Below are 25,684 nucleotides of genomic sequence, written 5' to 3'. Positions count from 1 at the left end.
GACCCGATGTCGCTCAAGCACTTTATCCAAATCACCAAACCGGGGATCATTTTCGGTAACGTGCTTTCTGTGGCAGGCGGGTTCTTCCTGGCCTCGAAAGGGCATGTCGATCTGGCGGTGTTTCTGGCCGCCATGATCGGTACGTCCCTGGTCGTGGCCTCCGGTTGCGTGTTCAACAACTGCATCGACCGCGACATCGACCTGAAGATGGAACGCACCAAGAACCGTGTGCTGGTCCAGGGCCTCATCTCCCTGAAGCTGGCCCTGGTTTACGCGACCATTCTGGGTGTTCTCGGCGTTGCCTTGTTGTACAAGGTGGCCAACCCGTTGGCTGCCTTGTTCGCGGTAATCGGCTTCATCATCTACGTTGGCTTCTACAGCCTGTACCTCAAGCGCAAGTCGGTTCACGGCACGCTGGTGGGCAGTCTGTCGGGCGCCATGCCGCCAGTGATCGGTTACGTTGCCGTGACCAACAGCTTCGACATGGCCGCACTGACCCTGCTGGTGATGTTCAGCCTTTGGCAGATGCCGCATTCCTACGCCATCGCGATTTTCCGTTTCAACGATTACCTGGCCGCATCGATTCCGGTGCTGCCAGTGAAACGCGGCATTCAAGTGGCGAAGAAGCACATCCTGCTCTACATCCTGGCGTTCCTCGTGGCGACCTTGATGCTGACCTTCAGCGGCTACGCCGGCATGAGCTACCTCGCCGTCGCCGCCGCCATGGGCATGTACTGGCTGTACATGGCCTGGACCGGCTACAAGGCAGTCGATGACACCGTCTGGGCACGCAAGCTGTTCGTGTTCTCGATCTTCACCATCACTGCGTTGAGCGTAATGATGTCCCTGGACTTCAAGGTGCCGACAGAGCTGCTGCTGACGTACGCGCCGTAAGGTTGCAGGCTTCAGGAAAAACCCCGCACGTTGAGAGATGTGCGGGGTTTTTGTTTATTCGAGCAGCGATTTGTTGATAGGCTATCTATAGTCAAGCTGCTTATAGTTTGACTATGCGAACAATCTTTTTTGAAACCACGATATTTACCACAAGCGTTGGCCGCTATCTGACGGACGACGAATATCGAACATTGCAGAACTACCTTCAGAGCAATCCGCTTGCGGGCGATGTAATGCCTCGAACGGGTGGCTTCCGTAAGCTGCGCTGGGCTGATTCTCGCCGTGGCAAGGGAAGACGGGGCGGCTTGCGGGTTCTCTATTATTGGCTTATGAATGATGGTCAGTTCTGGATGTTCGCCATTTACGACAAAGATGAGCTCGAGAAGCTGACTGCCGAGCAAGAGAGGGCACTCAGGACAGCCATTGATAAAGAGTTGAAAAAAACGAGGTACCCCATGAAAAAACGCGACCTGTTTGCAGAGTTAATGCAGGGCGTTGATGAGATGGCGGCTCAACGCGAGGGCAAGATCACACTGCGCAATACAGTGCTTGAGGACAAGCCTGTACCTGAAGTGGGCGCACAGGAAATTGTGGCTCTTCGAGAAAAACTGCATATGTCTCAAGCTGTTTTTGCCAGTCGAATCAGGACAAGTCCAAACACCCTTCGAAATTGGGAGCAGGAAAAGTCGAAGCCCAATGCTCAAGCAGCCTTATTGATACGACTGGTTGAAAAATTTCCAGATATGGTTGAGCGCTTGAAAACTGTTTGAGCGCCGCTGAAGATCAGCTTGTGGTCCGGGGCATCCGAAGGTTTGGGGCTTTTTGTTCCATCTACGCTGGTTGCACAACTTACGCAAACACCCTAGATTCGGATCCAACCCCGACAGTAGTAGCTCCACGCCATCCCCCGGTGGTCAACTGTCCTAACCCGTGCATTGATCAAAAGGCTGGGCGCAATGACCGAACGGATGACCTGCGATGAGCGCTTTATCGCCCTGGCAGAAGAACTCAACTACGACATCTATGGTGAGAACACCGCCGGTGGCAATTACGCGCCGCTGATGCGTCATCACGATGAGCTGTACATCAGCGGCATGGTGCCGAGGGTCAATGGCAAGATTCTGTATCCCGGTCGCGTGGGGCTGGAATTGAACCTCAAGGACGCGCAAGCAGCGGCGAGCATCAGCGCCATGCGTTGCCTGGCGCTGATCGTCGATGCGGTGGGTTCACTGGACAAGATTCGCGCGTTGTTGCGGGTCACGGTGTATGTGAAGTCGACCGCCGACTTTGTCGACCTGAGTGAAGTGGCCAACGGCGCTTCGGATGTGTTCAGCCATGTGCTGGGCGATGCCGGACGGCATACGCGCACGACCATCGGCGTGTATCAGTTGCCGAAGAATGCGGCGATTGAAGTGGACATGATTGCGGCGTTGCATCCTTCGGCTTGAAATCTTCGGCGCCTGCTCCCCTCACCCTAACCCACTCCCGGAGGGAGAGGGGACTGACCGAGGTGATTGGGCGAGACGCGTCGAAACGGAATATCGCGTCGAATGCGAATTCCGAACAGCCCACAAATCGGCTCCCTCTCCCTCGGGAGAGGGCTGGGGTGAGGGGTGAGGATTTTCGCCTCCTCACGAATCACAAACCGGACAACAAAAAGCCCCGCCTGAATCTCAGCGCGGGGCTTTTTCGTACAGCGGCTGCGCTATTACTGCGCCGCGATGCTATATCCGTCAAACGCGGTTTGCTGCTGCAGCGCGGTGATGATGTTCTTGCGGTTTACAGCGTGCTCGCTGCCGGCGTTATCAACAAAGGTTTCGCTCTCCAGCTCGGCTTCATCGCCTTCACCCACGAAGGTGAAACCGAGGAATTCCAATGCCTCGCGATCAACGTTCAGACGCGAACGCGGGGTGCGCATCGGCAGGGTTACGCTGGCGCCGTCCTTGCTGATGGTGAAGATTTCAACTTCTTTCTTTTTTGCGGCCTTGCTCTTGCCGCCGCTCGGATTGCTGATCGCCTGATGGGTCTGATTCAGCACTTTCAGGGCCAGGCCATAAACGATTTCCTGAAACGCCGGATCGTCCTTGAAGTTGGACAGAATGCGCCCGATCGAGAACTTGCTGCTCAGGTCTTCCAGCGCGGCGATGTCCGCTGCCTCGGCGTCTTTCAGGCGCTTGAGTTCGCCCATCAGCTCGTACGCCTTGTCGTCATCAAAGCTGTCATGTGCCTGACGGATCGCCGCACGCAATTCGCGGATCTGGTCGCTTTCGCGGGTCGACTGGAACGCGTCCAGGACCATCTCGCTGATGATTTTGGCTTGCGGCAGGTGTTGTGAAAGATTGATGGAGTTTTCGTATTCCGCTTTGGACGACTGGGGGACTACGGATTCAGCGGTGTTGAAATCGGACATTGAAATTTCACTACTTTTTAACTTGAGTTGAGGCGAGAAAGCACGAGGTCTTTTTCAGGCCGACTAATTTAGGGGAGCGGGGCGGCGTTGTCACGGAGCAACGGTCTGGTGGTCGGGATTTTTCCACTGCACGCTATTTGCGGCGCTGACGTTCCATGGCAATCACGGACTTCTCGAAGCCCAGGCTGGCAAAAAAAGCTTCAGCGCCCTCGCGTCCTGCGCGTAGCACCCAAGTGATAGCGGGGTCATCGCCCATCACACGCTCTACCAGTGCCCGCCCGATTCCCTTGCGCCGATGCTGGTCATCGACCACCACCATCGACAGATAGCCGTTGGAGACCTCATCGGTAATCGCTCGAGCGAATCCCACAATCTGCTCGCCTGCGAGCGCGACAGCCGTGCGCTGCGAATTGTGAATCAAGCGAGCAAAAGATTCGCCGTCACCAATGCGATGGCCCCAGCCATGCTGGCTGAGAAACAGCCTTGCTGATTCTGTTTCGCCGGGATGCAAGTCGCGCACGGTCAGGGTGTCGTTCATGGGAGGTGAAAGTCCTTTGCAATTTTCCATCGTGAATGATTACGGCCGGCCGACGTCAGGTTTCCCCCACGTACGCATCGCAAACTCGACAAACCGTCTCAGCTTCGGCAATCGGTAGCGATCCTGCGCATACAACAGATGCATCGGCCGGCTCGGCGGTTGGTAGTCCGTCATTACCCTGACCAGCTTGCCGTCGCGCAGATCCTGCTCCACCAGCGCGTCGGGCAGCATCATGATGCCCATGCCGTTGCGCGCCGCCTGGTGCAAACCGGCGGAGCTGTTGATCAGCATCGGCCCGCTGACATCGACGAGGACTTCGCCTTCCGGGCCGCTCAGACGCCAGCGTTTTTCCACCGATTGCCAGTCGTCACCAGCCGGGTAGGCGAAGGACAGGCAATCGTGTTGCTGCAAATCCTGTGGCGTGTGCGGCATGCCGCGCCGCGCGATGTATTCGGGGGAGGCGCAGACCGTCAGGGTGTAGTCGATCAAAGGCCGGGCGATCAGGTTGGATTGGTCGAAATTGCCCAGGCGGAATGCGACATCGAGGCCGTTCTCCAGCAGATCCGGACGGCTGTTGGTCAGCACCACATCGAGTTTCACTTGCGGATACAGCAAGGAGTATTCGCTGAGCGCCGGGGTCAGTCGTTCGACGCCGAAGGTCAGCGGCGCAGTGATACGCAGCAAGCCGCGCGGCTCGTCCGATGCTTGTTCGGCAAGGCGTTCGGAGTCGGCCACCAGGCCAAGCACTTCCAGGCAGCGTTGATAATAGACGCTGCCGAATTCGGTCAGGCGCTGGCGGCGCGTGGTGCGTTGCAGCAGTTGCACGCCGAGCCGTTGCTCCAGCGCGCGCAGATGGTTGCCCACCATCGTCGTCGACATTTCACACTTCGCAGCGGCGGCCGTCATGCTCCCGGTTTCGACCACTTTGACGTAAACGCCCATCGACTGAAACAAATCCATTGTCAAGCTCAGCTTTTAAATGATTGAAGTTTTTCCGGGTTTATCCAGCTCAGGTGGCTAACCATACTGCAAAAACACCGACCTGCAATGGAGTTTCACGTCATGACCGCCGCCCTGATGAACACCTACCAACCACTGGCCCTGAGTTTCACCAAGGGCCTGGGTACGCGCCTGTGGGATCAGGCGGGGCGCGAATACCTGGACGCCGTTGCCGGTGTGGCAGTGACCAACGTCGGCCACTCGCATCCGCGGATTGTCTCGGCGATCAGCGAGCAGGCGGGATTGCTCTTGCACACCTCCAACCTGTACAGCATCGACTGGCAGCAACAACTGGCCAAACGGCTGACGGCGTTGTCGGGCATGGAGCGCGCGTTCTTCAATAATTCCGGCGCTGAAGCGAACGAGACGGCGCTGAAACTGGCGCGGCTGTACGGCTGGCGCAAAGGCATCGAGCAGCCGCTGGTGGTGGTCATGGCCAACGCGTTTCATGGCCGCACCCTCGGCACGCTGTCCGCCAGCGATGGCCCGGCAGTGCGCCTGGGGTTCAATGAACTGCCAGGGGATTTCGTCAAAGTGCCGTTTGGCGATCTCGCGGCGCTGGAGCAAATACAACGCAAGCATGGCGCGCGTATCGTCGCGATTCTGGTCGAACCGATCCAGGGCGAAAGCGGCGTGCAAGTCGCACCGTCGGGTTATCTCAAGGCCCTGCGCGACCTGTGCAATCGCCACGCATGGCTGCTGATGCTCGATGAAATCCAGACCGGCATCGGCCGCACCGGGCAGTGGTTCGCCTTTCAGCACGAAGGCATCGTGCCCGACGTCATGACCCTGGCCAAAGGCCTCGGCAATGGCGTGCCGATTGGCGCCTGCCTGGCCCGCGGCCGCGCGGCCGACCTGTTCACCCCGGGCAGCCACGGCAGCACCTTCGGCGGTAATCCACTGGCCTGCCGGGTCGGCTGCACGGTGCTGGACATCATCGAAGAACAAGGTTTGCTGGAGAATGCGCGGGTGCAAGGCATACGGCTACTGGAACGCCTGCGCGCCGAACTGGCGGACAACCCGAATGTCCTCGCAATCCGTGGGCAGGGCCTGATGATCGGCATCGAGATGAAACAACCGGTGCGCGATCTGACGCTGATCGCCGCGCGGGATCATGGCTTGTTGATCAACGTGACTCGTGGCAAGACGATCCGCTTGCTGCCGCCGTTGACGATTGATGAGCGGGAAGTAGGGATGATTGTCAGAGGAGTGGCGCGGGCTCTGATGATTGATTCAGCTCAGGTTCAATAGTGATACCGGCAACTGATAACGCAGATTTCGCCGTCCTCAACCCTGTACACCAGACGATGTTCGGCCGTTACTCGGCGTGACCAGAGGCCGCTCATATTATGTTTGAGCGCCTCTGGTTTACCGACACCCTCAAACGGTTCGCGCTTGATTGCTTTGATCAGAAGATTGATACGCTTGAGCCCAGCCTTGTCGTTTTGCTGAAACCACAAATAGTCTTCCCAGCCTGTTGGCGTGAACTCGATTTTCATTCTTCGATCAATTGCCTGACTTTGGCTTTGCCGGCGCGCAACTCACCGATGGATTTCATCAGCCGTTCGGCGTTGGCGGGGGAGCGAAGCAAGTAGGCTGTTTCTTCCAATGCGTTGTATTCGGCCAAAGACATCATCACTACGGGTTCACCTTTCTGCCGAGTGACCAATAGCGGCGCACGATCTTCATTGACACGGTCCATCGTCTCGGCCAAATGCGCACGGGCGGTGGTGTAGTTGATGGTTTGCATATTGAAGTCCTCGCTGGATGCAGAGAACGTACAGAAATGAGTACAGGATGACAAGGCGACACCTACCAGTGGTTGTGTCGCAGCAGGGCTGACTGCGACTTCAATCAGTATCGCTCAGTAATATTCGAGACGTTTCTGAGAGGGTTGTAATCCTCTTCCCTCCTGTTCAGTGTCGCGAAGCCCTTATCTCGTCATCTCATGACCTAGCCGATGTAGGAAATGGTTACTGCTTCAATCTGGCACATCTTTAAACTCCGGCGCCAGCATCCTCGTCTTCTCCGCCCCATTCGAATTGTGCTGAACAATCTCGCTCGGCTGCCCTTGCTCATTGAAAAACACCTGTCCGATCCCCGCAGAATTCCACAGCCGTTCCCCGGCCTCGGCATGTTCCGGCGTATACGGGACGATGCGCATCAATCGGCGTTTGGTGAGCCAGTTCAACGGCGAGCGCGGTGAGTAGAGCCAGCGGTTGAGGCGGTCGAACCATTCCAGCAGCGTTGGCGGGAATTCGTTCTTGATGCCGCTGCTGGTGATCTGCCAGATCCGGGGGCCGGCCTTGCGGTGGCGGATCAGGACTTCGTAGACGAAGGAATAATGCACATCGCCGGACAGCACCACGTAGTTCCCGGGTGTGCGCGAGTGTCGAAAAATGTTCAGGATCACCTGCGCCGCGCCGCGATGAGCCATCCAGTTTTCCGCGTCGACCAGCAGCGGATAACCGCACCAGCTGAACACCTTCTGCACGGTTTCAATCAGCTTCACGCCGAAGATCGGCGCCGGCGACACGATGATTGCCGAAGGGTGATCAAGCAGTTCCTGTTGCAGTTCGCTCAAGGCCTCCCAGTCGAGCAGGCCCGACGGTTGCTTGAGGGCCATCTCGCTGCGCCAGCGCCGGGTGCGCGTGTCTATCACCACCAGTGCCGGACTGCTCGGCAACACAAAATGCCACTGCTGAAAACGCAGCAACTGATCAATCAGATCGTCCTGCACCGGCATGTCCAGATAGCCGTCGTCACCGCTGGCGCTCAGTTGCGCGGTCTGTTCCAGCACGTCCTTGAAGGCATCCGGATTGTTGCCCCAGCCCTGACACAACAGATAAGCAATCAGCGCATTGCCGATGATGCGTTTGGAGAACGGATGGCCGTAGGCGGTTTCCTCCCACTGCGCAGAAAGATTCCAGTCATCGGTAATGTCGTGATCATCGAAAATCATCAGGCTCGGCAGATGCGCCAGCGCCCGCGCGACGTTGCCCAAGCCCGACTTGAAAGCATCGATGCGCGTCTGCTCGAGGTTGTAGCGCTTGCGGCGTTGCGGCGTCAGCGTCGGCGCGCTCGGCTGGATCAGCGACCACGGCGTCGGCGACCACACCAGCATGTACATGGCCATGACTTCGGCGAACGTCACCAGGTGATTGTCGGCACTGCTGCTGGTGAAAATCGGCTTACGCGCGCCACCGAAAAATCGCTCGCGCAAGGTCTCGTTGCTCTCCAGCGCCGGTAACAAATCCGCACGATGGTAGTAGCTGGCCGGGTGTTGGTAGAGCTTTGCGCTGTCGCTGACCACGGCACCGTCGAGGTGCTCGTCGAACAGACCCAGACGCTCGATCAAGGCATGAATGGCCCGCAGCATCGGCCCGGCGACGTCGTCGGCATAGACCTGATCACCACTCATCATCAGCAGCGCAGGACGGTGTTGCGCCTCGGTTTCGTCGGCCAGCAATTGATCGACGCAGAGCAGACCATCGGTTGCCGGATGATGCGGCTTGCGGCAGGAGCCGTGGAGCAATTGGTCGATCCGCGAACGCACTACGAGGTTCGCGCAGCTGGCACCAGGGTAAAGCAGATGAGGCGCCCACTCAGCCATACCGATGACGTCGTCGATCAGCAGGTCGTAAGCGATAAACATGTCGCAGGGCAGGGCGCTTTCAAGTTGAACGTCGATCAGATGCACGAACGCATGACGGCCTACGGCAATGACCGTGCATTTCTCTGAGTCGAGCGGAATATCTCCTACACCCTGCAGGCGCAAGGTCAGCGACAGTTCACGCGAGCCCACCAGCCACAGCACGACTCGCGTCGGCTCCAGCCGCCGCAGCAGCGGGCCGGCGAGGACAGGAGGCAGCGAGATCAGGTCATCGGGTGTTGAAAACATCGAGGGCAAAGCTCAAGGCGCACAGGCTGGCGATGATAGCGCAGCCGGCGCACTGATCCCTTAAATCAGTCTTAAGAGTCGGCTTTTTGCACTTTTAGCGCCAGCAAACGCCATTCCCCAGCCGTCGCGTCAACTCGCGGCAGCTCTTGCACAGAGCAATCGAAACGATAGGTGACATCGTCGCCATTCATGTTGCGCGCGGTGACGCTGTTGCTGAAGCTGTAGACCTGATCCTTGTAGCGATGGCTGACCAGCGCTTTGCTGTCAGCGAAACGCGCCGACGCGGGATAGCGCAGGGTACTGGTGACAAACGGGCTGCACATGACATACGCGATCATCGACTTGTCGGCCTGTGCGTCGCCGCGCAACTTCTTGTTCAGCGCGGCCAGGGCCATGCGACCCTCATAGTCGCTTTGATCCAGCACCTTCTGTACCGCCATCGATTTCGGCGCCCGGCTCACGTTATTCGGCAACAACGCGGAGTCGGCGGGAGAAGGCTGGTCGTCCGCCTCGATGGCAGCGAAAGCCGGCGCATCTTTCAGCTCGGTGGCGGGCGTGACTGCCTCGGCTTCAGGCAACACAGAGCTCGACTCGACGACTGGTGTGTTTTCCGCCTGCGCCTGGTGATCGAACGACGAAGGAAACAGCGAAAAGGTGATCGACAACACCACCAGACCCACAATGAAGCCGCCCGCCGCGCCAACGATATTGCCGTAGAAAATATTCCAGCTACCGCGGTTTTTCACCACCCAGCGCCACATGAAACCCCAGACAGCGACGAACGCCAGAAAACGCAGAAACTCCATTTGATCCTTTTCCTTGATGACTTTTGGTTTGAAGACCGCGCTTTCCGCAGGCATACCGGTAAAGAGAGGGAAGATAACAAAAGCAACGACTTATGCCATCGGCTTAGCCGCGATCCAGCAATAAAAAAGCCATGTCTGAAGGCGACGCATTAGACTGCACCACGGTCGGATCGAGTCGACAATTCCAGAACATCAAGGGAGCAAAGCATGGAAGCCGAGATCAGCGTTTACGGGCATTATTGTGAGCAGGTCAGACATCACCAGGACGAGCGCCGCGCTATTGCGAATACGCTCACGGTGGTCATTGGAGCATTGATCGCTGTGATGGCTATTGATCAAAAGCTGGATGAGCAAGATAGCTGGCTTGTCTATGCCCTGATGGTAGTCGGGTTACTGGGTTCGGTGTGTATGGTCAAGTGCCATGGGCTGATCAGGTTCTACAAGGCTATGTCTGAAACCATGGCGCTGCGTATCGGATATAACACGCCGGGCCCATTCGACGTGAAAGTGCTCGAAACGGCGGCAATCCTTGCACAACACTGGTTCTGGCGAGCAATGCATAAGGTCAGGCTGTGGCACTTGTGGTTGGCGTTTTTCGGATTCGTATTCGTTGCCGCGGTATCAATGCGTCTCCGGTTACCGACAAGTGACTGGATTCTGGTCAGCGGCACTACTGGCTGATGTTTACTTTGGGATAAGAGCCTGTCTGCTAGAGGATGTCTTTCAAATATCCCTTAAGCGCGAGCAGCGGCTGACCCAGCTGCTCCACCGATCGCGCCTGAGCCAACTCCGCCGACAACTTGCGCAACTCCCGCCCCAACGGCTTCTCGACCCCGCCAAGCGCATTCAACGCCAGGTTCAGGCATTCGTTCATCTTGAACTGAATGGTCTCGACATCGCCACGTTTCACCAGTAGCTCGAAAACATCTTTCTGATAATCGCCCATGACCATGTCATCGCGCAGGATCGGGCTCAGGCCTTCTTCTTCGTAGGCGAGTTTGAGGGAGAAGAGGGCGACGGTTTCCAGTGAGGTTTCCATGGGGATGTCTGTCAGTGAAGTGGAGGGCTTGAAACCAATGCGCGAAGTTCCGGCGGAGTCTGTCGTGCGGGCGTGATTATACGGGCGGTCATCGCATGCGAGGCAACCAGCAATCGGGCATCTAAACTCACAGGCTGGCGCAGCATTGACATCCACTTTGATACGACGCTTTGATTACAAAGACTGAACATCAGCGGAGTGAACATCATGGAATACGACATGAAACTGATCGACGACGCCGTCCTCGCTCTCCTGGCAGCCTATAGCTCCGACGACGGCAATACGTGGAAGGGCTATGACTTCGAAGTCACGAACCGTTTGCACGAGCAGGGTTTGATCAGAAATCCGGTGAACAAGAGCAAATCGATCTGGTTGACGGAGGAAGGGTTAGAGCGGGGGCGGGAGATTGCTGAGCGGATGTTTGCAGTCAAGGAGTAGGGAGAAGACGCGTCCGATTCTGAAACTTGAGGTGGTGCCGAGGTAGAAAACCAGCGAAGTACCCAACGCGTTAACCGGAGCAACAAGTAGCCCGGTGTGGTGACCGAGCACTTTTTTGAATGATCGGATGCGGCCGTCCAGGCTGAATTTCGTGGTAGGTTTACCTCTAGAAAAGGATTTTTTTGACAGGAGTCATCCATAGCTAACCCGGCCGCTCGTAAAAGCGATCCCTCCAGCTGTCCTGTTCCAGGGCACGGAACGAACCCCATCGCGACAGGTTCGCCTGACGTTTTCTTCGATGGTTTGCCCGCAGCTCGCCAAGGTGATTCATGTACCTGCGGCAGTGCGCTCTCTTCGGGGCTTTCCTCGACAGTTTTCATAAATGGCAAAAATGCTGCCACGATCAATACCGGCGGCACGCACGGCAGCATCGTGATAGGTGGGTCAAGCACAATCATCATTGGCGATACGCACACTCCTTGCGACTTTACTCCACCGGAACCTCTGATCGGACAAGCCAGATGGATTGGCTTCAGAATTCCTGCCGAGGAAAGATATGAGGGACTTTCCTGTATCGCCCACTTTGATGATGGTTCATCGCTGCCAGGCGTCTTCAACAAGGACAATGCGGTCAAATTCGCCAATCCATCCGGAAAAACCTGCTTGATGCTCAAGTTCGAGGAAGAACAGCCTGCCGAAAGCTCGTCTCTCACCGAAAGCCTTTTGAGCAAAATATTGGGATAAGGACCGCCCTATGACCGAACCGTACATTGTGACAGGCAGCTACGTAGTCCAGCGCGAGCACGCCCTGCAAGACTCGCCACTCGACAGGGCTCTGGAGCTGATGGAGGGCACTGCGCTGAGATTTTCACTGGACGCGATCTCTGATGAAAAGATCAGGGCGAGCTATACCAAGAACATCAAGCGTATGTCTCAGCAGGTCAGAGACGACGTGAAAGCGGGGAGGATTACGGCGCAAGAAGGTGTGAAGTTTAGTCATGAGATGCGAAACAAAATCATGATGGAGCATCGTAAATTCACGTCAGCGCAAGGATTGGCGATCGCTCAGAGGAAAAAGAAAGACGGGAAGGGACTGAAAACACTATTGGATATCTACTCTGAAAACTTGTTTCAGAAGGGGTACGACAGTCTTTCAGACGTAGAGAAGAACAAAGTTCACTACGCCATCCTGGAATCTTCCGGTCGTGATAATGCGAGATTCACGGCCGGCACCAAAAAAATGCTGATCATGGGCAAGCTTGGTGTTCTCGTGACGGCGGCTCTGGCAACCTATCAAATTCTGAATGCTGACAACAAACCCAAAGAAGCTGCTCGCCAAGGCATCATTGTTGGTTCGGGGGCGGTCGGCGGTGTTCTTGCGGGGATGGGCGTTAGCGCACTCTGCGGCCCAGGCGCGCCCATTTGTGCAATAGCGGTTGTATTGGCAGGAACAATCGCCGGTGGTGTCGCAGGCGAAGCGGTCGCGAGTTCACTGGATGAAGAGTTAGAGGAGCTCACACATTGGGACATCTTCTGACCGAGCCACAACTGACAAAAGTCAGAGCCGCGCTTTCCGAGCCATTCAATGATTTTCCCGTGGAATATGATTATTTGGCGAATAAGGTGAGAGGTGTCGACCCTGAAATCCTTTACTCAATTCTTTATTCAGAGGTCGCGCCGGTGTGCTTTACCAATCTCGTTGCTCCTGTGCCTCCGATATGGACGGGTTTCGACCCCGACATACTCAGAGAATCGATTGAGGAAAGGCTGGAAGCTAGGGAGCGAAACTGGTTTCGTCGCCAGTTCGATAAAGTGCTGGTTCGTTGGCTGAAGTACAAATACGCGTACATCTGGGAGGAAATCGAAAGTAGGCTTTGAGCCCGAACTAGCCGGGATCAGGCGATTATGACCGGGCGTTTGGCAAAACCTGCGGCACGTAACCGATCCGGCCAGTTCCCCAGCGTCAGGACATGGAGTCAGAGCAATTACTGCAGGTTCGATTGAGGTTTTTTGATGGGCTTGTTGCCCTAGACGGTTGGGCATTAGGCTAGCCGGTGGCGCGTTGGCCCCGGCGCCGCAAGAGTGAAAAGCTGGTTGCCCTGATTGTTTTGGAAAAAAGACAAAAACAACCCTCCACTTTCCTCCAGACGAAAAAAAAGGCCTTGCTTTCGCAAGACCTTTTTCTCTGTGTTGGTGCCCCGAGGGAGACTCGAACTCCCACTCCTTTCGAAAACGGATTTTGAATCCGCCGCGTCTACCAATTCCGCCATCAGGGCTCAATGGCGGCGAAGTATAGAGAGGTGATTACCGTTGGTCAATCACGTTTCATGGTCAATTTTTGATATTTCCGCTAGACTTTCCGGCCCTGCTAGACGAACCCCATCATGCGCGTTGCTGACTTTACTTTCGAGCTTCCTGATTCGCTGATCGCCCGCCATCCGTTGGCCGAGCGTCGCGGTAGTCGCCTGCTGACCCTTGATGGGCCGAGCGGCGCCCTGGCACACCGTCAATTCACTGATTTGCTTGAGCATTTGCGCCCGGGCGATTTGATGGTGTTCAACAATACCCGGGTGATTCCGGCGCGGCTGTTCGGGCAGAAAGCGTCCGGCGGCAAGCTGGAAATTCTCATCGAGCGCGTGCTCGATGCGCACCGCGTGCTGGCTCATGTGCGCTCCAGCAAGTCGCCCAAGCCGGGTTCGAAGATCCTTATCGACGGTGGTGGCGAAGCCGAGATGCTGGCGCGTCATGATGCGCTGTTCGAGCTGGGTTTTGCCGAGGAAGTGTTGCCGCTGCTCGACCGCGTCGGGCACATGCCGTTGCCTCCTTATATAGACCGCCCGGATGAAGGCTCGGATCGCGAGCGTTATCAGACCGTTTACGCCCAGCGTCTGGGCGCCGTGGCGGCGCCGACGGCGGGGCTGCATTTCGATGAGCCGTTGATGCAGGCGATTGCCGCCAAGGGCGTCGAGACGGCGTTCGTGACGTTGCACGTGGGCGCGGGGACGTTTCAGCCGGTGCGCGTCGAGAAGATCGAAGATCACCATATGCACAGCGAGTGGCTGGAAGTCGGCCAGGACGTGGTCGATGCGGTCGCTGCGTGCCGTGCGCGTGGCGGTCGGGTGATTGCGGTCGGCACCACCAGCGTGCGTTCGCTGGAGAGTGCGGCGCGCGATGGTGTGCTCAAGCCGTTCAGTGGCGACACCGACATCTTTATCTATCCGGGCCGGCCTTTTCATGTGGTCGATGCCCTGGTGACCAATTTCCATTTGCCGGAATCCACGCTGTTGATGCTGGTTTCCGCGTTTGCCGGTTATCCCGAAACCATGGCCGCCTACAAGGCCGCCGTTGAAAACGGTTACCGCTTTTTCAGCTACGGGGATGCGATGTTCATCACCCGCAATCCCGCTCCAACTGCCCCTGAACAGTCGGGCCCAGAGGAAACAGAATGAGTCGCGAATGTCGAATGTCCTTTGAGCTGCTGGCCACCGATGGCAAGGCTCGCCGTGGTCGCCTGACCTTCCCCCGTGGCACCGTCGAGACTCCGGCGTTCATGCCGGTCGGCACCTACGGCACGGTCAAGGGCATGCTGCCGCGCGACATCGTCGCCACGGGCGCGGAAATCATTCTGGGCAACACCTTTCACCTGTGGCTGCGTCCCGGCACTCAAGTGATCAAGGAACACGGCGACCTGCACGATTTCATGCAGTGGAAGGGGCCGATCCTCACCGACTCCGGTGGTTTCCAGGTGTTCAGCCTCGGCGCCATGCGCAAGATCAAGGAGGAGGGCGTGACCTTCGCCTCTCCGGTCGACGGCGCCAAAGTGTTCATGGGCCCGGAAGAATCGATGCAGGTGCAGCGCGATCTCGGCTCCGACATCGTGATGATCTTCGACGAGTGCACGCCATACCCGGCTGACGAAGACGTCGCGCGCGTATCGATGGAACTGTCGTTGCGCTGGGCGCAGCGTTCGAAGAATGCCCACGGCGACAACACCGCCGCGCTGTTCGGTATCGTCCAGGGCGGCATGCATGAAAACCTGCGCATGCGCTCGCTCGAAGGCCTCGACAAGATCGGCTTCGACGGCCTCGCCATCGGCGGTCTGTCGGTGGGCGAGCCGAAGCACGAAATGATCAAGGTGCTGGATTATCTGCCGGGCCAGATGCCCGCTGACAAACCTCGTTACCTTATGGGCGTTGGCAAACCGGAAGATCTGGTTGAGGGTGTGCGCCGCGGGGTGGACATGTTCGATTGCGTGATGCCAACCCGTAATGCCCGCAATGGGCATCTGTTCATCGATACCGGTGTGCTGAAGATCCGTAACGCGTTCCATCGCCATGATGAATCGCCGCTGGATCCGACCTGCGATTGCTACACCTGCCAGAACTTCTCGCGCGCTTATCTGCATCACCTGGACAAGTGCGGCGAAATGCTCGGCAGCATGCTCAATACCATCCATAACTTGCGCCATTATCAGGTGCTGATGGCTGGTTTGCGCGAGGCTATTCAACAGGGTACATTGGCCGCCTTTGTCGATGCCTTCTACGCCAAACGCGGACTTCCCGTCCCGCCTTTGGACTGAGTTTTCTGACCCCAAGATTCAACATTTGCAACTGGAGTGCTAAATGAGCTTTTTTATCTCTAACGCCATGGCTGACGCAGCTGCACCGGCTGCTGCAAGCCCAATGGGCGGCGGCTTCGAGTGGATTTTCCTGGTCGGCTTCCTGGTCATCTTCTACCTGATGATCTGGCGTCCACAGGCCAAGCGCGCCAAAGAGCAGAAGAACCTGCTGAGCAGCCTGCAGAAGGGCGACGAAGTCGTGACCACTGGCGGCATCGCCGGCAAGATCACCAAGGTTGCCGATGACTTCGTGGTCCTGGAAGTGTCCGACACCGTGGAAATGAAGTTCCAGAAAGGCGCCATCGCCGCCACGCTGCCAAAAGGCACGCTGAAAGCGATCTAAGAGCAACAACTTCTACTCAATCGACGGGGCGCGCAAGGCGCCCCGCGTTCATAACGGGCGGCGTGATGCTGAACAAATACCCTCTGTGGAAATACATTCTGATCCTGGCGGTGCTGGCGATCGGTCTGATTTATTCCGCTCCCAATCTTTACCCCGATGACCCGGCTATTCAGATCAGCGGCGCCAGCACGGCTCTGCAGGTCAATGACGCCGATCTGGCTCGCGTCAGCACAGCGCTGAAAGAGTCCGGCATCAACGTCAAGGCGGCCACTCTGACCGCGGGCGGCAAGGGCGGTCTGATCCGTCTGAGCAAGGCTGAAGACCAGCTGCCGGCCAAAGACGTTGTACGCAAGGCATTGGGTGATGACTACGTCGTCGCGCTGAACCTGGCACAGACCACCCCGCAATGGCTGCGCAACCTCGGTGCGCACCCGATGAAGCTGGGTCTGGACTTGTCCGGTGGTGTGCACTTCCTGCTCGAAGTGGACATGGACAAAGCCCTCGATGCACGCCTGAAAGTCTATGAAGGCGACGTCAAGAGCCTGCTGCGCAAAGAGAAGCTGCGCTATCGCAGCCTGCCGCAACTGGGCGGTGCCATTCAGTTGGGCTTCAGCGATGAAGATTCCCGCGAACAGGCCCGTGCGCTGATCCGCAAGAACTTCAACGATTTCGACATTGTTCCGGCCGACCTCAATGGTCAACCGGTGCTGCGTCTGGCGATGACCCCGGCCAAGCTGGCGGAAATCCGTGAATACTCCATCAAGCAGAACCTGACCACGGTACGTAACCGCGTCAACGAGCTGGGTGTTGCCGAACCGATCGTCCAGCGTCAGGGCGCCAACCGCATCGTGGTTGAGCTGCCGGGCGTACAGGACACTGCCGAAGCCAAGCGTATTCTCGGCAAGACGGCCAACCTTGAGTTCCGTCTGGCCGCTGAGCCGGGTGCTTCGAAAGCCACTTCCGAGTCGTTCGAATTTCGTGAAGGCAACCGTCCGCCAGCGCAGATCGAGCGTGGTCTGATCATCACCGGTGACCAGGTTACCGACGCCAAGGCCGGTTTCGGCGAGCACGGCACGCCTGAAGTGAACATCCGTCTGGATGGCCACGGTGGCGAGCTGATGAGCCGCGCGACCCGTTCCAACGTCGGTCGCAGCATGGCGGTGATCTTCATCGAGCAGCGTCCGGTCACCACTTACACCAAGCAAGTGGTCGATGGCGTCGAGAAAGACGTCGCGGTGCAGACGTTCAAGGAAGAGAAGAAGATCATCAGCCTGGCGACCATCCAGTCGCCGCTGGGTGCACAGTTCCGCATCACTGGCCTGAACGGTCAGGGCGAGTCGTCCGAACTGGCGCTGCTGCTGCGTGCCGGTGGTCTGGCTGCACCGATGTACTTCGCTGAAGAGCGCACAATCGGTCCGAGCCTGGGTGCTGACAACATCACCAAAGGTATCGATGCGTCGCTGTGGGGCATGCTGTTCGTGTCGCTGTTCATCATCGCCATCTACCGCTTCTTCGGCGTCATCGCCACCGTCGCGCTGGCGGTGAACATGGTACTGCTGCTGGCATTGATGTCGTTGCTGGGCGCTACGCTGACCCTGCCGGGTATCGCCGGTATCGTCTTGACCATGGGTATGGCGGTCGACGCCAACGTACTGATCTTCTCGCGGATTCGTGAAGAGATCGCCGCCGGCATGACTGTGCAGCGGGCAATCAACGAAGGCTTCGGCCGGGCATTCACCGCGATTCTCGACGCCAACCTGACCACCTTGCTGGTCGGCGGCATTCTCTTCGCCATGGGCACCGGCCCGGTGAAGGGTTTCGCAGTGACCATGTCCCTCGGGATCTTTACCTCGATGTTCACGGCCATCATGGTGACCCGCGCAATGGTCAACCTGATCTTTGGCGGGCGTGACTTCAAGAAGTTGTGGATTTAAGGGGCTGCCATGTTACGTACAATCAACTTCATGGGCGTTCGCAACTTCGCGTTCGGCGTCACCGTGTTGCTTACCGTCATTGCCTTGTTCAGTGTCGCCACCAAGGGCATGAACTGGGGCCTGGACTTCACCGGCGGTACGCTGATCGAGCTGACCTACGAGCGTCCGGCCGACGTCACCAAGGTCCGCGAGCAATTGGCGACTTCCGGTTACCACGAAGCCGTGGTGCAGAACTTCGGCGCCACGACTGACCTGCTGGTGCGCATGCCGGGTGAAGACCCGCAGTTGGGTCATCAGGTAGCGGAAGCGCTGCAGAAGATCGGCGGCGATAACCCGGCGACGGTCAAGCGCGTCGAGTTCGTCGGCCCGCAGGTCGGTGAAGAGCTGCGCGACCAGGGCGGCCTCGGCATGCTGCTGGCGCTCGGCGGCATCCTGATCTACCTGGCGTTCCGCTTTCAGTGGAAGTTCGCGGTCGGCGCGATTGTCTCGCTGATCCACGACGTGATCGTGACCGTGGGTATCCTCTCGTACTTCCAGATCACTTTCGATCTGACGGTACTGGCGGCGGTGCTGGCGATCATCGGCTACTCGCTGAACGACACCATCGTGGTTTTCGACCGGGTGCGTGAGAACTTCCGCGTGCTGCGCAAGGCGACGCTGATCGAGAACATCAACATCTCGACCACCCAGACCCTGCTGCGCACCATGGCGACCTCGATCTCCACGCTGTTGGCGATCGCGGCGCTGCTGTTCTTCGGCGGCGACAACCTGTTCGGCTTCTCCATCGCGTTGTTCATCGGTGTGCTGGCGGGTACCTACTCGTCGATCTACATCGCCAACGTGGTGCTGATCTGGCTGAACCTGACCACCGAGGATCTGATTCCTCCAGCCAACACCGAGAAGGAAGTCGACGACCGTCCATAACGGCCAAAGATTTCCCGGCTGTCAGCCAACAAAAGGCGCGAGTTGAACTCGCGCCTTTTTTTATGCTCCAAGGCTGGGAGAAGCGCGGGCGCGTCCCGCATGTGATGGTCAGGAGGTTCATGTGAACAAGTCGTTGCTGGTTGGTGCGGTATTGGGTGCTGTCGGTGTCACAGCCGGGGGTGCTGTTGCCACCTACAGCCTGGTTAAAAGCGGCCCTGAGTATGCGCAAGTATTAGCCGTTGAGCCGGTCAAGACACAGATCAAGACTCCACGTGAAGTATGCAAGGATGTAACGGTCACCCGGCAGGCGCCGGTAAAGGATCAACACCAGATCGCCGGTACCGTGGTCGGCGCGCTGGCTGGCGGTTTGCTCGGTAACCAGATTGGCGGCGGCACCGGCAAGAAGATTGCCACGGTGGCCGGTGCAGTTGGTGGCGGTTATGCCGGTAACAAGGTGCAGGAAGGCATGCAGGAGCGTGACACCTACACCACCACGCAAACCCGCTGCAACACGGTCAATGACATCAGCGACAAGGTCGTCGGTTACGACGTGCGTTACTCGCTTGATGGCAAGGAAGGCAAAGTGCGGATGGATCGCGATCCGGGCAACCAGATTCCGGTCGACAAGGAAGGCAAGCTCATCCTGTCGCAGAATGAGCCGGGTCAGTAAGGCTTAAACGGTTTTGAAAAGAAGCACCCTGCGGGGTGCTTTTTTTATACCCGCGATTCAGGGCTATCCATGACCCACTGTGGGAGCGAGCCTGCTCGCGAAAGCATTCCAACAGTCGACATTGATGTTGGCTGATGCACCGCATTCGCGAGCAGGCTCGCTCCCACAGGGAATTGTGGTGTTTGGAATTGCAGGCATAAAAAAACACCCCGAAGGGTGCTTTTTTCGTTCCGCGGAAAGCTTAGCGCTTCAGCGAAGCCGGCAGGTGCGGCTGGATCGCCGTCAGCACTGCCTTGAAGCATTTGGTGTTGCCGGCAACGATGTGGCCTTTTTCCAGGAAGTCGTGACCGCCGGTGAAGTCGCTCACCAGGCCGCCGGCTTCTTGAATCAGCAGTGCGCCTGCAGCCATGTCCCACTCGGACAGGCCCGATTCCCAGAACGCATCGAAACGACCGGCAGCCACGTAGGCCAGGTCCAGGCTCGCCGAACCGGCGCGGCGGATGCCGGCAGTCTGGCCGACCAGGGCGCGGAACATGCCGAGGTAGTTGTCGAGGTTGTCCATCTGGTCGTCACGGAACGGGAAGCCAGTGCCGAGCAGGGCGCCGTCGAGGCTGGTGCGACCGCTGACACGCAGACGACGACCGTTCAGTTGGGCGCCGCGACCACGGCTAGCGGTGAATTCTTCCTGACGAACCGGGTCCAGAACCACCGCGTGTTCCAGACGGCCACGATATTTGCAGGCAATGCTCACTGCAAAGTGCGGAATGCCACGGAGGAAGTTGGTGGTGCCGTCCAGTGGATCGATGATCCACAGGTACTCTTCGCCTTCGATGCCGGTGCCAGCGTGCAGGCCGGTTTCTTCACCCTGGATCGAATGATTCGGGTAAGCCTTGCGCAGGGCATCGATGATTTTCTGTTCAGCGGCGCGATCGACCTCGGATACATAATCCTTGGCGTCTTTTTCGTCGACCTTGATGGTATCCAGGCGCTCGATGGAGCGGAAGATCAGTTCACTGGCGCTGCGGGCGGCGCGCAGCGCGATATTCAGCATGGGCTGCATGGATGTGTCACCTAAGGTTGTTAAAGAAAGCCGCGCATTCTATCAGAACTTTTCTTCAGGTGAAGGACGCTGTTCGCTTTCATAGCTTAACGGTAGGCTGTTCTGTAAGATTTGCCCCCCTTTCCTGTGTCCGAGAGCGCCCCCCTTGCTGCAGAACATTCGTGTCGTCCTGGTCAACACCAGCCACCCCGGCAACATCGGCGGGGCCGCGCGCGCCATGAAAAACATGGGTCTGTCGCGACTGGTGCTGGTCGAACCGCGGGTCTTCCCGCACCACGAGGCCGATGCCCGCGCCTCCGGTGCCGGTGACATCCTTGAAAACGCGCAAGTCGTCGCCACCCTGGAAGACGCTTTGGTCGGCTGTAATCTGGTGCTCGGCACCAGCGCCCGCGACCGGCGCATCCCCTGGCCGCTGCTGGATCCGCGCGAATGCGGCAACAAAGTGGTTGAGGAAGCCGGGCAGGGCGCAGAAATCGCGTTGGTGTTCGGTCGTGAAGATTCCGGCCTGACCAATGAGGAGCTGCAGCGATGTCACTTTCACGTGCACATCCCCTCCGACCCGGAGTTCAGTTCGCTGAACCTGGGCGCGGCGGTGCAGGTGTTGAGCTACGAAGTGCGCATGGCCTGGCTGGCCGCCCAAGGTCAGCCGAGCAAGATCGAGAAGGAAGAAGTCGCTTCGGTGAAAAGCGCCGAGCTGGCGACCATGGATGAGCTGGAGCGATTCTATGAGCACCTGGAGCAGACGCTGGTTGCCATCGAATTCCTCGACCCGGAAAAACCACGGCACTTGATGGCGCGCCTGCGCCGGTTGTACGGACGCAGCTCGGTCAGCCGGGCGGAAATGAATATTTTGCGTGGCATCCTCACGGAAACCCAGAAAGCGGCCCGTGGCGAGCTTCTAAAGCGGAAGGATTGAATGATGTTTGAGCGTTTGCGTGAAGATATCCAAAGCGTATTCCATCGAGACCCGGCGGCGCGTAACGCTTTTGAAGTCCTGACCTGCTATCCCGGCATGCATGCGATCTGGATTCATCGTCTGGCCGGCATGCTCTGGCGCAACGAGCTGAAATGGCTGGCGCGGCTGGTGTCGAACTTCGGTCGCTGGCTGACCGGGATCGAAATTCATCCGGGCGCCAAGGTCGGCCGTCGATTCTTCATCGACCACGGCATGGGCATTGTCATTGGCGAGACCGCCGAAATCGGCGACGACGTCACCATCTATCAAGGCGTGACCCTCGGCGGCACCAGTTGGAACAAAGGCAAGCGCCACCCGACGCTGGGTGATGGCGTGGTGGTGGGTGCCGGCGCCAAGGTCCTTGGCCCGTTCACGGTCGGTGCCGGCGCCAAAGTCGGCTCGAATGCCGTGGTCACCAAGGAAGTGCCGCCCGGCGCCACGGTGGTTGGGATTCCGGGGCGGATCATCATCAAGACTGATGAAGAGCAGGACGCCAAGCGCAAAGCCATGGCCGAGAAGATCGGTTTCGACGCCTACGGCGTCAGCGAAGACATGCCCGACCCGGTGGCCCGCGCCATCGGCCAGTTGCTCGATCATCTGCAAGCGGTGGACGGGCGTCTGGAAGGCATGTGCGGTGCGCTGAAGGACCTGGGCAGCAATTACTGTGCGAAAGATCTGCCTGAGCTGCGCGAAGAAGACTTCGCCTGCGTCAAAGGCAAGGACGAATCGAAAGCCGGCTGAACCGCGGCGCTGCTTTTCGCGAGCAGGCTCGCTCCCACAGATGAATGCATTCCAGTGTGGGAGCGAGCCTGCTCGCGAAGAACGATCACGCGGTTGCGCTGGCTGTCCGCAACCCGTCTTTGCTATGATGCGCGCGCTCTTTTGCGGGTAAACCCGACTAAAGCACTAGGTCTTATAGTTGACTTAAATGCTCGGGAATTGCATACTCCCGCCCATTCCGAACTCCGTGGTAACTGTCCATGCGACTGACTACAAAAGGCCGATACGCCGTGACCGCCATGCTTGACCTGGCGTTGCACGCGCAGCACGGGCCGGTGTCTCTGGCCGATATCTCCGAGCGCCAAGGCATCTCCCTGTCCTACCTCGAGCAGCTGTTCGCCAAGCTGCGCCGCAGTAACCTGGTTTCCAGCGTTCGCGGTCCGGGTGGTGGCTACCAGTTGTCCCGCGACATGCAGGGCATCCAGGTCGCCCAGGTGATCGATGCGGTGAACGAATCGGTCGATGCCACCAAGTGCCAGGGCCAGGGCGATTGCCATTCCGGCGATACCTGCCTGACCCACCATCTGTGGTGCGACTTGAGCCTGCAGATTCACGAATTTCTGAGCGGTATCAGCTTGGCCGACCTTGTGACTCGCCGTGAGGTACAAGAAGTGGCCCAGCGTCAGGACCAGCGCCGTTGCAGCAGCAAGGCGCCACGCCTGGACAAGATTGAAGCGTCCGCCGTCGAATGACAGCCGAAGAGCTACCCGCGGCACGCCAGCCCTGATTTAGGAGATAGTCCATGAAATTGCCGATTTACCTTGATTACTCTGCAACCACCCCGGTTGATCCGCGCGTTGCGCAGAAAATGAGTGAATGCCTGCTGGTCGACGGAAACTTCGGTAACCCGGCGTCCCGTTCCCACGTGTTCGGCTGGAAGGCTGAAGAGTCCGTCGAAAACGCTCGTCGTCAGGTGGCCGATCTGGTCAACGCCGACCCGCGCGAAATCGTCTGGACCTCCGGTGCCACCGAATCCGACAATCTGGCGATCAAGGGCGCGGCACATTTCTACGCCTCCAAAGGCAAGCACCTGATCACCAGCAAGATCGAGCACAAGGCTGTCCTCGACACCATGCGCCAGCTGGAGCGTGAAGGTTTCGAAGTGACCTACCTCGAGCCGACCGAAGACGGTCTGATCACCCCGGCAATGATCGACGCGGCACTGCGCGAAGACACCATTCTGGTGTCGGTGATGCACGTCAACAACGAAATCGGCACCATCAACGACATCGCCGCCATCGGCGAGATGCTGCGCGCCAAGGGCGTGCTGTTCCACGTCGACGCCGCTCAGTCCACTGGCAAGGTCGAAATCGACCTGCAGAAGCTGAAAGTCGACATGATGTCGTTCTCCGCCCACAAGACTTATGGTCCTAAAGGCATCGGCGCGCTGTACGTCAGCCGCAAGCCGCGTGTGCGCATCGAAGCGACCATGCACGGCGGCGGTCACGAGCGTGGCATGCGTTCCGGCACCCTGGCGACCCACCAGATCGTCGGCATGGGTGAAGCGTTCCGCGTAGCCAAGGAAGATATGGCCGCTGAAAACGTGCGCATCAAAGCCTTGAGCGACCGTTTCTACCAGCAGGTCGAGCACCTGGAAGAGCTGTACGTCAACGGCAGCCTGACCGCCCGCGTTCCGCACAACCTGAACCTGAGCTTCAACTATGTTGAAGGCGAGTCGCTGATCATGGCGCTCAAGGATCTGGCGGTATCGTCCGGTTCGGCCTGCACCTCGGCGTCCCTGGAGCCTTCGTATGTATTGCGCGCCCTGGGCCGCAACGACGAACTGGCACACAGCTCGATCCGCTTTACCTTCGGCCGTTTCACCACCGAAGAAGAAATCGACTACGCCGCGCAGAAAGTGTGCGAGGCCGTTACCAAGCTGCGCGCTCTGTCGCCGCTGTGGGACATGTACAAAGACGGCGTCGATATCTCGAAAATCGAGTGGGCGGCACACTAACTATAGAAGCCGCCGGATACAGATCCTGTAGCGACGCGGCGTTAACGCAGCGCAGTTGCAGGGTCTCAAGAGCGGCCCTGATGAGTGAGGATTGAGAATCATGGCTTACAGCGAAAAGGTCATCGACCACTACGAAAACCCGCGCAACGTCGGCAAGATGAACGCGGAAGATCCTGATGTCGGCACTGGCATGGTCGGCGCGCCGGCGTGCGGCGACGTGATGCGTCTGCAGATCAAGGTCAACGATCAGGGCGTTATCGAAGACGCCAAGTTCAAGACCTACGGTTGCGGTTCGGCGATCGCCTCCAGCTCCCTCGCCACCGAGTGGATGAAGGGCAAGACCCTGGACGAAGCCGAAACCATCAAGAACACTCAGCTGGCCGAAGAACTGGCTTTGCCGCCAGTGAAAATCCACTGCTCCGTGCTCGCTGAAGACGCTATCAAAGCGGCAGTTCGCGATTACAAGCAGAAGAAAGGCTTGATCTGAATTTCAAGATTCGGCGACGAGTAAGGAGTCAACGATGGCTATCAGCATGACAGAAGCGGCTGCTCGACACGTGCGGCGCTCCCTCGATGGGCGCGGCAAAGGTGAAGGGATTCGTCTGGGTGTTCGCACCACAGGCTGTTCCGGCCTTGCCTACGTGCTGGAGTTTGTCGACGAGGTAGTGGCGGAAGATCAGGTGTTCGAGAGTCACGGCGAAAAAGTGATCATCGACCCGAAAAGCCTGGCCTACCTGGACGGCACCGAGCTCGATTTCGTCAAGGAAGGGTTGAACGAAGGCTTCAAGTTCAACAACCCCAACGTGCGCGGTGAATGTGGCTGCGGCGAAAGCTTCAACATCTGAGGCTGGTCGTGGGTATTCCTTGTCATTTCGCTTTATTCGAGCTGCAACCGAGCTTCCGCCTGGATCTCGAGCAGTTGGCCACGCGCTACCGTGAGTTGGCGCGCGGCGTCCATCCCGACCGTTTTGCCGACGCTTCGGAGCGCGAGCAGCGCTCGGCGCTCGAGCAATCGGCGCGGCTCAACGACGCCTACCAGACGCTCAAGAGCCCGGCCCAGCGCGCCCGCTACCTGCTGAAGATCAGCGGGCATGAGGTGCCGATGGAAGTCACTGTCCACGATCCCGAGTTTCTTCTGCAGCAGATGCAATGGCGCGAAGAGCTCGAAGACCTGCAGGACAGTGCCGACCTCGACGGTGTCGCGGTATTCAAGCGTCGCTTGAAGGCAGCTCAGGAGCAGCTCAACGAAAGCTTCGCAGCCTGTTGGGATGATGCAGCGCAACGCGAGCAGGCCGAACGCCTGATGCGGCGCATGCAGTTCCTCGACAAGCTCACCTACGAAGTGCGCCAGCTGGAAGAGCGCCTCGACGATTAACCCAGTGCTGCCCTGATTGCACGCTGACAGACAGACAAGACCT

31 protein-coding genes, 1 tRNA gene and 1 pseudogene are annotated in these 25,684 nt (G+C 58.3%); 23 read left to right on the top strand and 10 right to left on the bottom strand.

Translation table 11 applies throughout. The features are described from left to right. Positions 1–6: 6 nt before the first annotated feature. The 4 genes and pseudogenes from cyoE to GXB78_RS09030 all read left to right on the top strand — a co-directional run bounded on the left by cyoE (position 7) and on the right by GXB78_RS09030 (position 2,342). The gene (cyoE, locus tag GXB78_RS09045) at positions 7–894 is read left to right on the top strand and encodes a heme o synthase (RefSeq protein WP_016773305.1); all 888 of its coding nucleotides are present in this window, start codon (positions 7–9) and stop codon (positions 892–894) included. Positions 895–1,007: 113 nt separating this feature from the next. After that, positions 1,008–1,337, top strand: a pseudogene (locus GXB78_RS09040) (toxin); the annotation flags it as partial. Positions 1,338–1,349: 12 nt separating this feature from the next. Continuing rightward, a complete protein-coding gene (locus GXB78_RS09035; protein ID WP_329515232.1) occupies positions 1,350–1,664 on the top strand; it encodes a helix-turn-helix domain-containing protein in 315 nt (104 codons plus the stop codon). Between the two features lie 186 nt (positions 1,665–1,850). Next, complete coding sequence (locus GXB78_RS09030) at positions 1,851–2,342, top strand: RidA family protein (protein ID WP_329515152.1); 492 nt, start codon at positions 1,851–1,853, stop codon at positions 2,340–2,342. Positions 2,343–2,602: 260 nt separating this feature from the next. Here GXB78_RS09030 and GXB78_RS09025 read toward each other — a convergent pair whose 3' ends face one another. From GXB78_RS09025 to GXB78_RS09015, 3 genes are all read right to left on the bottom strand, one after another. Beyond that, positions 2,603–3,304, bottom strand: coding sequence for a hypothetical protein (locus GXB78_RS09025; RefSeq protein ID WP_329515151.1), 702 nt, complete (start codon positions 3,302–3,304; stop codon positions 2,603–2,605). Between the two features lie 133 nt (positions 3,305–3,437). Next, positions 3,438–3,842 carry a GNAT family N-acetyltransferase gene (locus GXB78_RS09020; RefSeq protein WP_329515150.1) on the bottom strand — a complete coding sequence of 135 codons (405 nt, stop codon included), beginning with the start codon at positions 3,840–3,842 and terminating at the stop codon, positions 3,438–3,440. 39 nt (positions 3,843–3,881) lie between these two features. Further along, positions 3,882–4,802: a LysR family transcriptional regulator gene (locus GXB78_RS09015; protein WP_110646188.1), complete on the bottom strand. Its 921-nt coding sequence runs from the start codon at positions 4,800–4,802 to the stop codon at positions 3,882–3,884. Between the two features lie 102 nt (positions 4,803–4,904). Between GXB78_RS09015 and GXB78_RS09010 the strand changes: the two genes are divergently transcribed. Beyond that, a complete protein-coding gene (locus GXB78_RS09010) occupies positions 4,905–6,092 on the top strand; it encodes an aspartate aminotransferase family protein (protein ID WP_329515149.1) in 1,188 nt (395 codons plus the stop codon). Here GXB78_RS09010 and GXB78_RS09005 read toward each other — a convergent pair. The 4 genes from GXB78_RS09005 to GXB78_RS08990 all read right to left on the bottom strand — a co-directional run bounded on the left by GXB78_RS09005 (position 6,086) and on the right by GXB78_RS08990 (position 9,548). After that, on the bottom strand, positions 6,086–6,340 hold the full coding sequence (locus GXB78_RS09005) for a Txe/YoeB family addiction module toxin (RefSeq protein ID WP_042608353.1): 255 nt from the start codon (positions 6,338–6,340) through the stop codon (positions 6,086–6,088). The genes GXB78_RS09010 and GXB78_RS09005 overlap by 7 nt on opposite strands. After that, the gene (locus tag GXB78_RS09000; protein WP_042608352.1) at positions 6,337–6,591 is read right to left on the bottom strand and encodes a type II toxin-antitoxin system prevent-host-death family antitoxin; all 255 of its coding nucleotides are present in this window, start codon (positions 6,589–6,591) and stop codon (positions 6,337–6,339) included. Before GXB78_RS09000 ends, GXB78_RS09005 begins: the two co-directional genes overlap by 4 nt. A gap of 231 nt (positions 6,592–6,822) precedes the next feature. Next, positions 6,823–8,742, bottom strand: a complete 1,920-nt coding sequence (locus GXB78_RS08995; RefSeq protein ID WP_329515148.1) for an alkaline phosphatase D family protein — start codon at positions 8,740–8,742, stop codon at positions 6,823–6,825. 71 nt (positions 8,743–8,813) lie between these two features. Then, on the bottom strand, positions 8,814–9,548 hold the full coding sequence (locus GXB78_RS08990; protein ID WP_329515147.1) for a hypothetical protein: 735 nt from the start codon (positions 9,546–9,548) through the stop codon (positions 8,814–8,816). 207 nt (positions 9,549–9,755) lie between these two features. On the opposite strand from GXB78_RS08990, the gene GXB78_RS08985 reads away from it, so the two are divergent. Further along, positions 9,756–10,229 (top strand): hypothetical protein, encoded by a 474-nt coding sequence (locus GXB78_RS08985; protein ID WP_329515146.1) that lies wholly within the window; start codon positions 9,756–9,758, stop codon positions 10,227–10,229. Positions 10,230–10,257: 28 nt separating this feature from the next. Here GXB78_RS08985 and GXB78_RS08980 read toward each other — a convergent pair whose 3' ends face one another. Further along, positions 10,258–10,587 (bottom strand): hypothetical protein, encoded by a 330-nt coding sequence (locus GXB78_RS08980; protein WP_329515145.1) that lies wholly within the window; start codon positions 10,585–10,587, stop codon positions 10,258–10,260. 219 nt (positions 10,588–10,806) lie between these two features. Between GXB78_RS08980 and GXB78_RS08975 the strand changes: the two genes are divergently transcribed. The 4 genes from GXB78_RS08975 (at position 10,807) to GXB78_RS08960 (ending at position 12,903) form a co-directional block, all read left to right on the top strand. Further along, on the top strand, positions 10,807–11,025 hold the full coding sequence (locus tag GXB78_RS08975) for a DUF6429 family protein (protein ID WP_329515144.1): 219 nt from the start codon (positions 10,807–10,809) through the stop codon (positions 11,023–11,025). 198 nt (positions 11,026–11,223) lie between these two features. Then, positions 11,224–11,769 (top strand): PAAR domain-containing protein, encoded by a 546-nt coding sequence (locus GXB78_RS08970; RefSeq protein ID WP_329515231.1) that lies wholly within the window; start codon positions 11,224–11,226, stop codon positions 11,767–11,769. Positions 11,770–11,779: 10 nt separating this feature from the next. Further along, positions 11,780–12,562 carry a hypothetical protein gene (locus GXB78_RS08965; protein WP_329515143.1) on the top strand — a complete coding sequence of 261 codons (783 nt, stop codon included), beginning with the start codon at positions 11,780–11,782 and terminating at the stop codon, positions 12,560–12,562. Continuing rightward, positions 12,547–12,903, top strand: coding sequence for a DUF7079 family protein (locus tag GXB78_RS08960; protein ID WP_329515142.1), 357 nt, complete (start codon positions 12,547–12,549; stop codon positions 12,901–12,903). Before GXB78_RS08965 ends, GXB78_RS08960 begins: the two co-directional genes overlap by 16 nt. A 313-nt stretch (positions 12,904–13,216) precedes the next feature. Here GXB78_RS08960 and GXB78_RS08955 read toward each other — a convergent pair. Continuing rightward, positions 13,217–13,301 (bottom strand) — tRNA-Leu (locus tag GXB78_RS08955). 108 nt (positions 13,302–13,409) lie between these two features. Here GXB78_RS08955 and queA point away from each other — a divergent pair. From queA to GXB78_RS08925, 6 genes are all read left to right on the top strand, one after another. Then, positions 13,410–14,474, top strand: a complete 1,065-nt coding sequence (gene queA / locus GXB78_RS08950) for a tRNA preQ1(34) S-adenosylmethionine ribosyltransferase-isomerase QueA (RefSeq protein WP_083353529.1) — start codon at positions 13,410–13,412, stop codon at positions 14,472–14,474. Positions 14,475–14,488: 14 nt separating this feature from the next. Beyond that, positions 14,489–15,604, top strand: a complete 1,116-nt coding sequence (gene tgt / locus GXB78_RS08945; protein WP_160768392.1) for a tRNA guanosine(34) transglycosylase Tgt — start codon at positions 14,489–14,491, stop codon at positions 15,602–15,604. A 43-nt stretch (positions 15,605–15,647) separates the two neighbouring features. Beyond that, a complete protein-coding gene (gene yajC, locus GXB78_RS08940) occupies positions 15,648–15,986 on the top strand; it encodes a preprotein translocase subunit YajC (protein ID WP_016773317.1) in 339 nt (112 codons plus the stop codon). 65 nt (positions 15,987–16,051) lie between these two features. Then, on the top strand, positions 16,052–17,920 hold the full coding sequence (gene secD / locus GXB78_RS08935) for a protein translocase subunit SecD (protein WP_016773318.1): 1,869 nt from the start codon (positions 16,052–16,054) through the stop codon (positions 17,918–17,920). 9 nt (positions 17,921–17,929) lie between these two features. Then, positions 17,930–18,844 carry a protein translocase subunit SecF gene (secF, locus tag GXB78_RS08930; protein WP_253495694.1) on the top strand — a complete coding sequence of 305 codons (915 nt, stop codon included), beginning with the start codon at positions 17,930–17,932 and terminating at the stop codon, positions 18,842–18,844. A gap of 121 nt (positions 18,845–18,965) precedes the next feature. Continuing rightward, the gene (locus GXB78_RS08925; protein ID WP_007956693.1) at positions 18,966–19,514 is read left to right on the top strand and encodes a glycine zipper 2TM domain-containing protein; all 549 of its coding nucleotides are present in this window, start codon (positions 18,966–18,968) and stop codon (positions 19,512–19,514) included. 241 nt (positions 19,515–19,755) lie between these two features. On the opposite strand, the gene suhB is transcribed toward GXB78_RS08925, so the two are convergent. Next, entirely contained in the window at positions 19,756–20,574 is an 819-nt protein-coding gene (gene suhB / locus GXB78_RS08920; RefSeq protein WP_016773320.1) for a type III secretion system regulator SuhB, read from the bottom strand. 145 nt (positions 20,575–20,719) lie between these two features. Here suhB and trmJ point away from each other — a divergent pair, with 145 nt between their 5' ends. The 7 genes from trmJ to hscB all read left to right on the top strand — a co-directional run bounded on the left by trmJ (position 20,720) and on the right by hscB (position 25,641). Continuing rightward, positions 20,720–21,490, top strand: coding sequence for a tRNA (cytosine(32)/uridine(32)-2'-O)-methyltransferase TrmJ (gene trmJ / locus GXB78_RS08915; RefSeq protein ID WP_329515141.1), 771 nt, complete (start codon positions 20,720–20,722; stop codon positions 21,488–21,490). 3 nt (positions 21,491–21,493) lie between these two features. Beyond that, complete coding sequence (gene cysE, locus GXB78_RS08910) at positions 21,494–22,270, top strand: serine O-acetyltransferase (RefSeq protein ID WP_122752272.1); 777 nt, start codon at positions 21,494–21,496, stop codon at positions 22,268–22,270. Between the two features lie 239 nt (positions 22,271–22,509). After that, positions 22,510–23,001 carry a Fe-S cluster assembly transcriptional regulator IscR gene (gene iscR / locus GXB78_RS08905; RefSeq protein ID WP_016773323.1) on the top strand — a complete coding sequence of 164 codons (492 nt, stop codon included), beginning with the start codon at positions 22,510–22,512 and terminating at the stop codon, positions 22,999–23,001. A 50-nt stretch (positions 23,002–23,051) separates the two neighbouring features. After that, a complete protein-coding gene (locus tag GXB78_RS08900) occupies positions 23,052–24,266 on the top strand; it encodes an IscS subfamily cysteine desulfurase (protein WP_039761430.1) in 1,215 nt (404 codons plus the stop codon). Between the two features lie 100 nt (positions 24,267–24,366). Continuing rightward, positions 24,367–24,753 carry a Fe-S cluster assembly scaffold IscU gene (iscU, locus tag GXB78_RS08895; protein WP_003227907.1) on the top strand — a complete coding sequence of 129 codons (387 nt, stop codon included), beginning with the start codon at positions 24,367–24,369 and terminating at the stop codon, positions 24,751–24,753. Between the two features lie 34 nt (positions 24,754–24,787). Beyond that, the gene (gene iscA / locus GXB78_RS08890) at positions 24,788–25,111 is read left to right on the top strand and encodes an iron-sulfur cluster assembly protein IscA (RefSeq protein WP_003227904.1); all 324 of its coding nucleotides are present in this window, start codon (positions 24,788–24,790) and stop codon (positions 25,109–25,111) included. Positions 25,112–25,119: 8 nt separating this feature from the next. Next, entirely contained in the window at positions 25,120–25,641 is a 522-nt protein-coding gene (gene hscB, locus GXB78_RS08885) for a co-chaperone HscB (RefSeq protein WP_016773325.1), read from the top strand. Positions 25,642–25,684 lie beyond the last annotated feature (43 nt).

This window comes from Pseudomonas moraviensis subsp. stanleyae (assembly GCF_036283065.1).
In the GTDB taxonomy this organism is placed as follows: Bacteria; Pseudomonadota; Gammaproteobacteria; order Pseudomonadales; family Pseudomonadaceae; genus Aquipseudomonas; species Aquipseudomonas stanleyae.
The sequence above is the reverse complement of the archived record's forward strand: the minus strand, read 5'-3'. Positions and strand labels throughout refer to the sequence as shown.